Origin of the sequence: Streptomyces sp. HUAS 31 (assembly GCF_028198125.1) — a bacterium.
Lineage (GTDB): Bacteria > Actinomycetota > Actinomycetes > Streptomycetales > Streptomycetaceae > Streptomyces > Streptomyces chartreusis.
In genome coordinates, this window is record NZ_CP116353.1 from 6,031,128 (window position 1) to 6,043,910 (window position 12,783).

Below are 12,783 nucleotides of genomic sequence, written 5' to 3' on the forward strand. Positions count from 1 at the left end.
GTCAAGTGTGCTGCGGACGGGGCGTTGTGGGGAGAGGGCCGGGTGACGGGTACCGGATGCTGCGGTGAAGGATGCGGCGCCGGCAGCCGCGGCCAGGGGCCCGTGGCCGGGGGACCGGGGGGAAGTGACGTCGCCGTCCGGTGGACGCCTGACGCATGCCGGCGGGGGTACTGCGGCAGGATGGACCCCATGTCGAACCGACTGGCTCACGAGACGTCCCCCTACCTGCTCCAGCACGCGGACAACCCGGTCGACTGGTGGCCGTGGTCGGCCGAGGCCTTCGAGGAGGCCCGTAAGAGCGACAAACCGGTCCTGCTCAGCGTCGGTTACAGCAGCTGTCACTGGTGCCATGTCATGGCGCACGAGTCCTTCGAGGACCAGGAGACCGCCGACTACCTCAACGCCCACTTCGTCAGCGTCAAGGTCGACCGCGAGGAGCGGCCCGACGTGGACGCCGTCTACATGGAGGCCGTGCAGGCGGCCACCGGGCAGGGCGGCTGGCCCATGACGGTGTTCCTCACCCCGGACGCCGAGCCCTTCTACTTCGGCACCTACTTCCCGCCCTCGCCCCGCCAGGGCATGCCGTCCTTCCGCCAGGTCCTGGAGGGCGTGCGCGGCGCCTGGACCGACCGGCGCGACGAGGTCTCCGACGTCGCCGGGAAGATCGTGCGCGACCTCGCCGGGCGCGAGATCTCCTACGGCGGCCCCGAGGCCCCCGGCGAGCAGGAGCTCGCGGCGGCGCTGCTCGGGCTCACCCGCGAGTACGACCCGCAGCGCGGCGGATTCGGGGGCGCGCCGAAGTTCCCGCCGTCCATGGCGATCGAGTTCCTGCTGCGCCACCACGCGCGCACCGGCGCCGAGGGCGCGTTGCAGATGGCCCAGGACACCTGCGAGCGGATGGCCAGGGGCGGGATCTACGACCAGCTCGGCGGCGGGTTCGCGCGCTACTCCGTGGACCGGGACTGGGTGGTGCCGCACTTCGAGAAGATGCTGTACGACAACGCTCTGCTGTGCCGTGTCTACGCCCACCTCTGGCGTGCCACGGGCTCCGAGCTGGCCCGCCGCGTCGCCCTGGAGACCGCGGACTTCATGGTGCGCGAACTGCGCACGAACGAGGGCGGGTTCGCCTCCGCGCTCGACGCCGACAGCGACGACGGGACCGGCAGGCACGTCGAGGGCGCGTACTACGTGTGGACGCCGGAGCAGCTGCGCGAGGTCCTCGGGGACGAGGACGCCGACCTTGCCGTGCGGTACTTCGGCGTGACGGAGGAAGGCACCTTCGAGGAGGGGTCCTCCGTCCTCCAGCTCCCGCAGCAGGACGAGCTGTTCGACGCCGGGAGGATCGCCTCGATCCGTGAGCGTCTGCTGCGGCGGCGTGCGACACGCCCCGGGCCCGGCCGGGACGACAAGATCGTCGCCGCCTGGAACGGCCTCGCGATCGCCGCCCTCGCCGAGACCGGCGCCTACTTCGACCGCCCCGACCTCGTGGAGGCGGCCCTCGGCGCCGCCGACCTGCTGGTCAGGCTGCACCTCGACGAGCAGGCCCGTATCGCCCGTACCAGCAAGGACGGCCAGGTCGGCGCGAACGCGGGCGTGCTGGAGGACTACGCCGACGTCGCCGAGGGCTTCCTCGCGCTCGCGTCCGTCACCGGCGAGGGTGTCTGGCTGGAGTTCGCCGGGTTCCTGCTCGACCATGTGCTCGCCCGCTTCGTCGACGAGGAGTCCGGCGGCCTCTACGACACGGCCGCCGACGCCGAGCGGCTGATCCGCCGCCCGCAGGACCCCACCGACAACGCCGCCCCCTCCGGCTGGAGCGCGGCGGCCGGCGCGCTGCTGAGCTATGCGGCGCAGACCGGTGCCGAGCCGCACCGCACCGCCGCCGAACGGGCGTTGGGCGTGGTGAAGGCACTCGGTCCGCGCGTGCCCCGGTTCATCGGCTGGGGACTCGCGGTCGCCGAGGCCAATCTCGACGGGCCGCGGGAGGTCGCGGTGGTGGGTCCGACGACGGACGACGCCGCCACAAAGACCCTCCACCGCACGGCACTTCTCGGCACCGCGCCGGGTGCGGTCGTCGCCGTGGGGACTCCGGAGAGTGGCGAATTCCCGCTCCTCGCCGACCGCCCGCTGCGGCAGGGTCAACCTGCCGCTTACGTCTGCCGTAACTTCACCTGCGACGCCCCGACCACCGACCCCGAACAGCTGCGAACCGCTCTGACCAGGTAAAACGGTAGTGAGCAAAGGGCAGTTACGCAGCCTGTGTTCGAATTGTTCACTCTCGGGGCTCGTTGTGATGAAACGCGCTCTTCATCAAAACGGCCTGCGGGCTTCACAGATCCCTCTTAATGTCTACACAGTTCCGCGACAGGTGTGACTCGCTGTCGCGGCAGGGGGCATTGGGATCTGGGGGGATCTGTTGCTGACGTCTGTCTTCATAGCCGTCGTCTCGCTGGCCTTGTTCTGGATGGCGGCTTTCACCCTGTGGTGGCAGATGCACGCGTGGCGTACGCCCGAAGTGCTCGCCTCCACCCGGTTCAGCAGCCCGGACGGGGGCGAACACCTGTCATTCTCGCTGCTGCTACCGGCACGGCACGAACAAGCCGTGCTGGACCACACGATCCAGCGACTGCTGGAGTCCACACACACCGACTTCGAGATCATCGTCATCGTCGGACACGACGACCCGGAGACCACCGAGGTGGCCGAGAAGGCCGCCTCGCGTGATCCGCGCGTCCGCGTGGTCGTCGACACGCACGAGAAGAAGAACAAGCCGAAGGCCATGAACACGGCGCTGCCGCACTGCCGCGGCGACGTCGTCGGGGTCTTCGACGCCGAGGACCAGGTTCACCCGGAACTCCTCGCGCACGTCGACCACGCCTTCCGCACCACCGGCGCCGACGTCGTGCAGGGCGGGGTCCAGCTGATCAACTTCCACTCCAGCTGGTACAGCCTGCGCAACTGCCTGGAGTACTTCTTCTGGTTCCGCTCCCGGCTGCACCTGCACGCGCAAAAGGGGTTCATCCCGCTCGGCGGCAACACCGTCTTCGTACGGACGGCCGTGCTCAGGGAGGCCGACGGCTGGGACCCCGACTGCCTCGCCGAGGACTGCGACCTGGGTGTCCGTCTCTCCAGTGTCGGCAAGAAGGTCGTCGTCGCCTACGACTCCGACATGGTGACCAAGGAGGAGACGCCGGGCAGCCTGATGTCGCTGCTGAAGCAGCGCACCCGCTGGAACCAGGGCTTCCTCCAGGTCTACCGGAAGAAGGACTGGCGGCAACTGCCCACCTTCGGGCAGCGGTTGCTCGCCCGGTACACCCTCATGACACCGTTCATGCAGGCCTTCACCGGGCTCATCATCCCGCTCAACATCGCGATCGCGGTCTTCGCCGACGTGCCGGTGAGCGTCGCCTTCATCACCTTCCTGCCGGCCGTCACCGCGCTCGTCACGTTCGTCTTCGAGATCGTCGGACTGCACGACTTCGGCAAGCAGTACGGACTGCGCGTCCGCTTCGTGCACTACCTGAAGCTCGTCGTGGGCGGTCCCTTCTACCAGGTCCTCCTCGCCGGGGCCGCCGTCCGCGCCGTGTGGCGTGAGCAGCGCGGCCAGAACGACTGGGAGCTGACCAGCCACGTCGGTGCGCATCTCGCCGATGCCGAAGTGGCCCGAGACCTCCGAGAGGACGTCCCCGCGTGACCTCCACCCTTCCCGCGGTGACCGCTCCCGAGGTCCCCGCGCAGCGGCAGCCTGCGCCTGTGGCGCGTCCGACCGGTCGAACGACCCCACCGCTCCGGCTGCGTTCGTCCCGGCCCGACCTGATCCTGTGCGGCGTACTCCTCGTCGCGATCCTCGTCGTGCAGGGCTGGAACATCGCCGACTACCCGACCCTCAGCGACGACGAGGGCACCTATCTCGCCCAGGCCTGGGCCGTCCAGGAGGGCCGGGGCCTGGCCCACTACACCTACTGGTACGACCACCCGCCGCTCGGCTGGATCCAGCTCGCCCTGCTGACCTGGATACCGGCCGCGCTCAGCCCCGAGTCGATGACCGTCGGCACCATGCGCGCCGCGATGCTCGTGATCAGCGCCGCCGGCGCGGTCCTCGTCTATGTGATCGGGCGGCGGCTGTCGCTGCCGCGCTGGGCCGCCGGGCTCGGCATGGTCCTGTTCGGGCTCTCGCCGCTGTCCGTCGTCCTCCAGCGGGAGATCTTCCTCGACAACCTCGCGGTGATGTGGACGCTGCTGGCCTTCGCGCTCGCCGCCTCCCCGAGCCGTCATCTGTGGCACCACTTCGGAGCCGGGATCGCCGCCGCGACAGGGGTGCTGACCAAGGAGACGATGCTCTTCGTCCTCCCCGCGGTGCTCATCACCATGTGGCGGCACAGCCACCGCGACACCCGCAAGTTCGCCGTCACCGGCGCGGTCACCGCGTGTGCGCTGATCGGCCTGTCCTACCCGCTGTTCGCCCTGCTGAAGGGCGAGCTGCTGCCGGGCAGCGGGCACGTCTCGCTGTGGGACGGCATCAAGTACCAGATGACCAGACCCGGTTCGGGCTTCATCCTCGACCAGGGCTCCGGCTCCTGGGGCGTCCTGCAGTCGTGGCTCTACTACGACCGCGTCCTCATCGTCGGCGGCCTCGCGGGCGGACTGCTGCTCCTTCTCACCTGGCGCTGGTCGGTGACTGCCCGGGCGCTGGCCGGCCCGTCGTTCACGGTGGTCATCCTCGCCCTGGTGGCCATGCGCCCCAGTGGCTACCTGCCCGCGATGTACGTCATCCAGGCGCTGCCGTTCCTCGCCCTGGTCCTCGCCGGAGGCACCGCCTCCGTCGCCCACGCCGTGCTGCGGCGATGGCGCTCCGAGGCCGAGCACCGGTACCTGACCGGCGGACGGTACGCCCTCGCGGCCGTACTCGCGATCTCCGCCGGCGCCTATGTCGTCCCGCGCTGGTACGACGGTGACCGCACCGCGGTCACCGCCGACGCCAACGCGCCCTACCGGGCCGCCTCGAAGTGGCTGTCCACGGAGGTGCCGGACCCCGGGGACACCCGCGTCCTCGTCGACGACGCGCTCTGGCTGGACCTGGTGCACGCCGGGTACGAGCCCGGACTCGGCGTCATCTGGTTCTACAAGGCCGACCTCGACCCGGCCGTCACGAAGACGATGCCGCGCGGCTGGAAGGACCTCGACTACGTCGTCGCCTCCCCGACGGTCCGGCGCGACGCGGTCGACCTGCCCAACGTCAAGGCGGCCATCGAGCACTCGAAGCCGGTCGCCGTGTTCGGCCGCGGCGAGGACCGCATCGAGATCCGCCAGATCCAGACCGCCTCCGGAGGCGTCCGATGACCCAGGAATTCACCGCCCCCGGACAGCTCGGCGAGCCGTCCGTCGAAGCCGTCGAGGTGCCCGAGCCGGGCGCCGTCACCATCGTCGTGCCGACCTTCAACGAGTCGGCGAACGTACGGCAGTTGCTGCATCAGATCACCGAGTCGGTGCCGTCCCGGCTGCCCTGCGAGGTGGTCTTCGTCGACGACTCCACCGACGACACCCCGCAGGTCATCGAAGAGGCCGCGCAGGACTGCCCGTTCCCGGTCACCGTCATCCACCGCGACGAACCCGTCGGCGGGCTCGGCGGCGCGGTCGTCGAGGGGATGAAGGCGGCCGGCTCGGACTGGATCGTCGTCATGGACGGCGACTGCCAGCACCCGCCGTCCCTCGTCCCGGAGCTCGTCGCCACCGGCGAACGCGCGAACGCCGGGCTCGTCGTCGCCTCCCGGTACATCAAGGGCGGCAGCCGGGCCGGGCTCGCGGGCAGCTACCGCGTGGCCGTGTCGCGAATGGCGACCTGGCTGACGAAGTCCCTCTTCCCGCGCCGGCTGCACGGCATCAGCGACCCGATGAGCGGCTTCTTCGCGATCCGCCGCAGCGACATCGCCGCGGAGGCGCTCAAACCGCTCGGCTACAAGATCCTGCTGGAGCTGGCCGTCCGCAGCCGCCCGCGCGCGGTGACCGAGGTGCCGTTCGTCTTCCAGGAGCGGTTCGCGGGGGAGTCCAAGTCCACGGCGGCGGAGGGCCGGCGCTTCCTGCGGCACCTCGCCGGGCTGCGTACGGCCGACCCGCTGTCCCGGATGGTGGTGTTCGGGCTCATCGGGCTCACCGGGTTCGTGCCGAACCTGGCCGCGCTGTGGGCGATGACGCACATGGGGCTGCACTACCTGCCCGCGGAGATCGTCGCCAACCAGTTCGGCGTGGCCTGGAACTTCCTGCTCATCGAGAAGCTGCTGTTCCGCGACCGGCGGCAGCACCGGCACTGGGCCGACCGCACCGCCCGGTTCGCGCTGCTCGCCAACGCCGACCTGGTGCTGCGCATCCCGCTGATCGCGCTGCTGGTGGGCCAGTTCGGTCTTGCCGTGCTGCCGGCGACCGCGCTGGCCCTGGTCATCACGTTCGTCCTGCGCTTCGTCGGTACCGAAGCGCTGGTCTATCTGCCGCGCCGCCGTATCGGTCGGCAGCGCGGTAGCCGCACCGCATAGGAGAGCCGCATGGACAAGCGCCTCGTCAGCAGACACCGAAGAAGGACCGCACTGGTCGGGGTGGGCGCCCTGACCGCCGGTCTGCTCCTCACCTCGCCCCAGTCCGCCTCCGCCGCCAACCTCATCAAGAACCCCGGCTTCGAGACCGCCGGCAGCGACGACATGCCCTACTGCTGGAAGAAGTCCGGCTGGGGCGACAACGACTTCACCTTCGAGACCGTGGCCGACGCCCACTCGGGCTCCAAGGCCATGAAGGTCACGCTCACCCGCCGGGTCGAGGGCGACCGCAAGGCGCTCATCACCGAGTCCGCCGAGTGCGCGCCGGTCGTCACGCCGGGCAAGCAGTACGACCTGGGGCTCTGGTACAAGTCGACCACCCCCGACACCTCGGTCACCCTGTTCCGGCACGACGCGACGGCGGGCTGGCAGTACTGGACCGACCTCAAGACGCTGGAGATGGCGGCCGGCTGGGCCGAGGCGACCGTACGCACCCCCGAGGTGCCGGCCGGCACCGACCGGATCGCCTGGGGCGTCTCCGTCTACGGCACCGGCTCGGTCACCACCGACGACTACACGATGGACCAGGTCGCCGACCCCGTCCCGGACCCGGTGTGCACGGGCACGGCCGAGGAGTGCGCGAACGGCCGCTGGGACGTGCTGCCCACGCAGAACCCGGTCCGCTCCATGCACTCCGTCGTCCTCAACAACGGCAAGGTGCTGCTGATCGCGGGCTCCGGCAACAGCGAGCAGATGTTCGAGGCGGGCACGTTCACCAGCGCGGTCTACGACCCCGAGAACGGCACGTACAAGCAGATCCCCACGCCGAAGGACATGTTCTGCGCCGGGCATGTGCAGTTGCAGGACGGCCGGGTGCTCGTGATGAGCGGCAACAAGGGCTATCCGTCGGCCGACGGCACGATCGGCTACCAGGGGTACAAGGACTCGTACATCTTCGACCCGGTCACCGAGGCCTACAGCAGGACCAATGACATGAACGACGGCCACTGGTATCCGTCGGCCACCGTGCTCGGCAACGGCGATGTGATCTCCTTCGGCGGTCTGAAGGAGGACTCGACCGGTTCGGTGACCGCCGAGCTGTGGTCGGACGCCGAGCAGAAGTGGCTGGAGCTCTGGAAGGTCAACCAGACCTGGTCGTACTGGGGCCTGTATCCGTCGATGATCCTCATGCAGGACGGCCGCCTCTTCTACTCCGGCAGCCATGTCTTCGGCAACAACATCCCCGGCACGGGCTCGGCGATCTACGACTACGGCGCCAACACCGTCACCCAGATCCCCGGCCTCCGGAACAAGGACCAGCGCGACCAGTCCGCGAGCGTGCTGCTGCCGCCCGCCCAGGACCAGAAGGTCCTCACCATCGGCGGCGGCAACATCGACTCCAACCCGGACGCGAACCGCCTCACCGACGTCATCGACCTCAAGCAGCCCAACCCGTCCTACGTCGCGGGACCGCCGCTGCCGCAGGGCACCGTCGACCTCGGCAACGGCAAGGTCCCGCAGACCGGCAACCAGGGCAAGATGTACGTCTCCGCCGTGCTCCTGCCCGACGGCAAGGTCCTGGAGACGGGCGGCGCGCTGCACAACCGGGCCGACCCGGTGTACGAGTCGTCGATCTACGACCCGGCGACCGGCACCTTCGACCCGGTGGCCGCGGACCCGGAGGAGCGCGGCTACCACTCCTCGGCGTTCCTCCTGCCCGACGGCCGGGTGATGGCGACGGGCGACAACCCGGGCAACGGCAGCTGGAACCACGACGTGTCCATCTACACCCCGCCCTATCTCCTCAAGGGCCAGCGCCCGAAGATCACTTCGGTGATCGACACCGAGTGGACGTACGGCGACACCCAGCGCATCACCGTCGACCGCCCGATCGCCAAGGCCGAGCTGATCCGCCCGGCGGCCGTGACCCACTCCTCGGATCCCAACCAGCGGTTCGTGGATCTGCCCCTGTCCGTCGACGGCGACAACGTCGACCTGAACGTGACGAGCAACCCCAACCTGGCCCCGCCCGGCTGGTACATGCTCTTCGCGGTCGATGCCAACGGGGTGCCGTCGGTGGCCAAGTGGGTCCATCTGCAGGGTCCTTCGGCGCTGAGCGCCACGGACTCATCCGCGCACGTCCATGACTTCGCCGACAACCTCAAGGGCAAGGTCACGGGCCCCGGCAAGAAGCGCACCTCGCAGAAGGTCGGCCCGACCGTCTCCGGCTGCGACCGCCACTACGGCTCCGTCAACGTCTGTGTCCCGACGGACTTCCCGCCGACCGTGAAGGCGACGACGAAGTCCCGCTGCGACTGGCTGAAGAAGAACGACTACGGCCGTCTGAAGGTCAACGGCAAGGACGACCCGCTGCGCCTTGACCCGGACAAGGACGGAGTCGCCTGCGGGAAGGGTGATGTGACCGGGCGTCAGCTCGGGTAGTCGGCGAGGGCGCGCTCCACGATGGCCACCAGCTGCTCGTGGTGCGCGCCCTTCCAGTACGCCCGCTTGCACTGGGTGCACTGCGCGAACACGTCGTACGACCGCTGAGTCCCGCCCTGCAGCTGCTCGGCGACCTCCTCCTTGGTCACCTCCTTGAGCAGCCCGTTGCACGCGGTGCAGCGGGTCCAGGGGCGCAGCTCGGGCCGGAACCGGTCGAGGATGTCGTGCAGTTGCTCCTCGGGCCGCGTGCTGTACACATACGCGCCGGCCCACAGCTCACGGCGCCGCAGCAGCCCCCGGTCACGGCTCAGCATGACCCGCTTCTCGGCGGCCGACAGCGAGGCGAGCGCGGGGTCGCCGATGTCGGTCGACTCGTAGGCGGTGTCCACGCCGAGCAGACGCAACCGCCGGGCGAGGGTGCCGAGGTGGACGTCGAGCAGGAAGCGCAGGGGAGCGCCGGGGACCCGCTGGGGGCGTGCCACGGGCCGTACCGAGACGGACCCGCCGGACGCGGGGACGTACGACACCGGCATCTCGCGGCCGTCCACGACGACGGCACCGACCTCGGTGAGCGGGACGCCGAGGGACTCCACGACATGGCCGAGGGTCGAGACGCCGTCGGTGGTGATCCGGGCGGCACCTTCCTGGCGCCGGCCGTTGGGCAGGAACACCCGCAGCTCGGGGGCGAACTCGACATGGATCTCGGGACCGTTCACCCGGCCAGGATGACACGGGCCGGGGCGGGTGCCTCAGCTCTTTTTCGCGGGGAGGCCGTGCTCGATGACGTCCAGGGCCCGGTCCACCAGATCGCGGAGCTCGTCCTGGCAGTCGTTCTCCGCCCAGGTGATGTTGGCCTCCATCAGGCCGCCGACCAGGGACATCGCGTAGACCCGCACTTCGAGTGAGTCCGCGTCCAGACCGTGGCGCTCGGCGATGGCGCCCCGCAGCAGGAGTCCGGTGGCCGACATGCTCTCGATCATCCGGGCGCGGACGGCGGGGATCTGGACCGCCAGGTGCGCCCGGATCCGGACCGCCTCGGGATCCACGGCGAGCAGCTCGTCCATGGACCGGTGGAGCACGTACCGCACCGAGTCCAGCCAGGACTCCGACGCGGGCCGGGCACGCAACTCCTCCAGCATCAGAGGGTCGTACTCGTCCGTGAGGACGATGTCCTCCTTGGTCGGGAAGTAGCGGAAGACGGTGGACGGCGACACCTCGGCGCGCTCGGCGATCTGCTCGATCGTGGTGGCGTCGTAGCCCTGTTCCTTGATCAGTGCGTACGTCGCGTCGCGGATCGCCGTCCGGGTCTTGATCTTCTTCCGCTCACGAAGCCCCAGCTGGGGAGGGTCGGTCGGGGGAGAGGACTGTGCGGGGGTCATGGGTGTCATTGTCGGGCATCGGCCCCCTCGGCAGCCATGTGCGGGGTCCCGGGCCGCTCCGCATCCGGTGTTCCCGGCAGGAACGCCGCCGCGAGCAGGGCGGAGACCAGGGCCGCGATCCCGCACACCAGCAGCACGATGCCCATGCCGTGGACGTACGCACTGTTCGCGGAGGCCGCGAGCTCGGCCGAGCCCGCCCGCTCGGCGACGAGGTGCGCCGCGACCACGGACTCCCCGGCGGTGTCGGCGGCGCCCGCGGGCAGCCCGGTGACGTCGAGCCGGTCCCGGAAGGCGCCGGCGAGCAGGCTGCCGAGCAGGGCGATACCGATCGCGCCGCCCACCTGACGCAGGGTCATCAGCAGCCCGGAGCCGCTGCCGGCCCGGTCCCGGGGCAGGGCGCTCAGACCGCCGTTCATGGCGGGGATGAGCGAGAGGCCGAAGCCGAGGCCGGTGATGGTGAGCCACAGTGCGACGAATCCATAGCCGGAGTCCACCGTCGTACGGCTGCCGAGGAACCCGGCGAAGGCCAGCACGACCAGGCCCGCGCTCACCGCGGCACGCGCGCCGAAGCGGGCGACGACCTTCGGGGCGAGGCGGGAGGCGACCAGGAGTCCGCCCATCATCGGCAGCAGTCGCACGCCGGTGCCCAGGGCGTCGTGGCCGAGGACGGCCTGGAGGTAGGGCGGCAGCACGAACAGCAGGCCGGTCAGGATGAACGTCACCAGGGTGGCGGCGACGGTGTTGAACAGGAAGCCGCGGTGGGCGAGCAGCTTCATGTCGAGCATGGGGCGCTCGACCCGGCGTTCGCGCACCACCAGCGCGGCGATCAGGAGCACGGCCGCCCCGAGAGTGCCCAGGACCAGCGGGTCGCCCCAGCCCCGGGTGGGTGCCTCGATGATCCCGTAGACGAAGGAGCCGAGCCCGGTCGCGGCGAGCGCCGTGGAGACGGTGTCGACCTCGGGGGAGGCGGGGTCCTTGGTCTCGGGGAGCAGGAAGAGGCAGGCGGCGATGCCGATCGCGGCCATCGGGACGTTGATCAGGAAGACCGAGCCCCACCAGAAGTGGTTCAGCAGCCAGCCGCCGATGATCGGGCCGAGCGGCAGGCCGAGCGCGGAGGCGGCGGAGGCGATGCCGACGGCCTTGGTGCGCTCCTCGGGGCCGAAGAGCGTGGGCAGCACTGACAGCGAGAGCGGGGTGACCAGGGCCGCGCCGACGCCCATCACCGCGCGTGCGGCGATCACCGCGTTCACGTCGCCGGCCAGCGCGCCGACGAGCGAACCGGCGAGGAAGACGCCGAGCCCGGTGACCAGCATCCGCCGCCGCCCGAACCGGTCGCCGAGCAGGCCCGCCGGAAGCATCAGCGCGGCGAAGACGACGACGTACGCGTCCGCCATCCATTGCTGCTGGCCGGTGGTGGCGCCGAGGTCGGCGGCCATCGTCGGCAGCGCCACATTGAGGATCGTCATGTCGAAGCCGAGCGTGAGCATGCTCGCGACCAGGGCGCCGAGCGCCCACCAGCGGCGGGTATCTGTAGTGGCAGTAACCATGAAATGAGAGTAGCTCTCAAAAGGGAGTTGCTGTCAACGTGTAGAGGGCGTGAAAAAGGGCCACGGCTCGGAAGCCGTGGCCCTCGAAGGCGCTGTGCGGTGGGCTATGCGTGCTGGTAGGCCACCAGGGAGATCCCCACGTAGTGGACGACGAACGCGGCCAGCGTGAAGGAGTGGAAGACCTCGTGGAAGCCGAACCAGCGCGGTGACGGGTTCGGCCGCTTGATGCCGTAGATCACGCCGCCCGCGCTGTAGAGCAGGCCGCCGACGATCACCAGGACCAGTACCGCGATGCCGCCGGAGCGCATGAAGTCCGGCAGGAAGAAGACCGCCGCCCAGCCCATCGCGATGTAGCAGGGGGTGTACAGCCAGCGCGGGGCGCCGACCCAGAAGACCCGGAAGACGATGCCGGCCGCGGCGGCCGCCCAGATGCCCCACAGCAGCCACTGCCCCTTGGCCCCCGGCAGCAGCAGCATCGTCAGCGGCGTGTAGGTGCCCGCGATGATCAGGAAGATGTTGGCGTGATCCAGTCGGCGCAGGACCCCGTCCATGCGCGGACTCCAGTTGCCCCGGTGGTACAGCGCGCTCACGCCGAACAGCAGGCAGGCGGTGAGGGCGAAGATCCCGCAGGCGATACGGCCGCGCGCCGAGTCCGCGAGGGCGGTGAGCACCAGGCCCGAGACGAGTGCGGCCGGGAACATGCCCAGATGCAGCCAGCCCCGGAGTCTGGGCTTGATCTCCTCCGAGAGCTGCTGGGCGTGGTGCGCGATCTGGTGCGGCAGCGAGGGCGCGCCGGAACCGCGGCCGGCGGCCGGCGTGTCCGTTGGCGCGTCGGGGACGGGCGCAGTCATGCGGGCATCGTACCTACGGAACCGTAAGTTACGCGTCAGAGCG

At 70.1% G+C, this 12,783-nt stretch carries 9 protein-coding genes; 5 read left to right on the forward strand and 4 right to left on the reverse strand.

Annotation, left to right across the window (positions count from 1 at the left end; translation table 11 throughout):
* Nucleotides 1-189: 189 nt before the first annotated feature.
* The 5 genes from PGH47_RS27050 to PGH47_RS27070 all read left to right on the forward strand — a co-directional run bounded on the left by PGH47_RS27050 (nt 190) and on the right by PGH47_RS27070 (nt 8,963).
* On the forward strand, nt 190-2,223 hold the full coding sequence (locus tag PGH47_RS27050; RefSeq protein WP_271665564.1) for a thioredoxin domain-containing protein: 2,034 nt from the start codon (nt 190-192) through the stop codon (nt 2,221-2,223).
* A 190-nt stretch (nt 2,224-2,413) separates the two neighbouring features.
* The gene (locus tag PGH47_RS27055) at nt 2,414-3,691 is read left to right on the forward strand and encodes a glycosyltransferase (protein WP_271665565.1); all 1,278 of its coding nucleotides are present in this window, start codon (nt 2,414-2,416) and stop codon (nt 3,689-3,691) included.
* Nucleotides 3,688-5,337, forward strand: a complete 1,650-nt coding sequence (locus PGH47_RS27060) for an ArnT family glycosyltransferase (protein WP_271665566.1) — start codon at nt 3,688-3,690, stop codon at nt 5,335-5,337. Before PGH47_RS27055 ends, PGH47_RS27060 begins: the two co-directional genes overlap by 4 nt.
* Complete coding sequence (locus PGH47_RS27065; RefSeq protein WP_126897888.1) at nt 5,334-6,524, forward strand: glycosyltransferase; 1,191 nt, start codon at nt 5,334-5,336, stop codon at nt 6,522-6,524. Before PGH47_RS27060 ends, PGH47_RS27065 begins: the two co-directional genes overlap by 4 nt.
* Before the next feature lie 9 nt (nt 6,525-6,533).
* On the forward strand, nt 6,534-8,963 hold the full coding sequence (locus tag PGH47_RS27070) for a galactose oxidase early set domain-containing protein (RefSeq protein WP_271665567.1): 2,430 nt from the start codon (nt 6,534-6,536) through the stop codon (nt 8,961-8,963).
* Here the strand turns inward: PGH47_RS27070 and PGH47_RS27075 are convergent.
* The 4 genes from PGH47_RS27075 to trhA all read right to left on the reverse strand — a co-directional run bounded on the left by PGH47_RS27075 (nt 8,951) and on the right by trhA (nt 12,740).
* Complete coding sequence (locus tag PGH47_RS27075) at nt 8,951-9,679, reverse strand: Mut7-C RNAse domain-containing protein (RefSeq protein WP_271665568.1); 729 nt, start codon at nt 9,677-9,679, stop codon at nt 8,951-8,953. The genes PGH47_RS27070 and PGH47_RS27075 overlap by 13 nt on opposite strands.
* A 33-nt stretch (nt 9,680-9,712) precedes the next feature.
* Nucleotides 9,713-10,342 carry a TetR/AcrR family transcriptional regulator gene (locus PGH47_RS27080; RefSeq protein WP_271665569.1) on the reverse strand — a complete coding sequence of 210 codons (630 nt, stop codon included), beginning with the start codon at nt 10,340-10,342 and terminating at the stop codon, nt 9,713-9,715.
* Between the two features lie 5 nt (nt 10,343-10,347).
* Nucleotides 10,348-11,889, reverse strand: coding sequence for a DHA2 family efflux MFS transporter permease subunit (locus tag PGH47_RS27085; protein ID WP_271665570.1), 1,542 nt, complete (start codon nt 11,887-11,889; stop codon nt 10,348-10,350).
* A 104-nt stretch (nt 11,890-11,993) separates the two neighbouring features.
* Nucleotides 11,994-12,740 carry a PAQR family membrane homeostasis protein TrhA gene (gene trhA, locus PGH47_RS27090; RefSeq protein ID WP_271665571.1) on the reverse strand — a complete coding sequence of 249 codons (747 nt, stop codon included), beginning with the start codon at nt 12,738-12,740 and terminating at the stop codon, nt 11,994-11,996.
* Nucleotides 12,741-12,783: the final 43 nt, after the last annotated feature.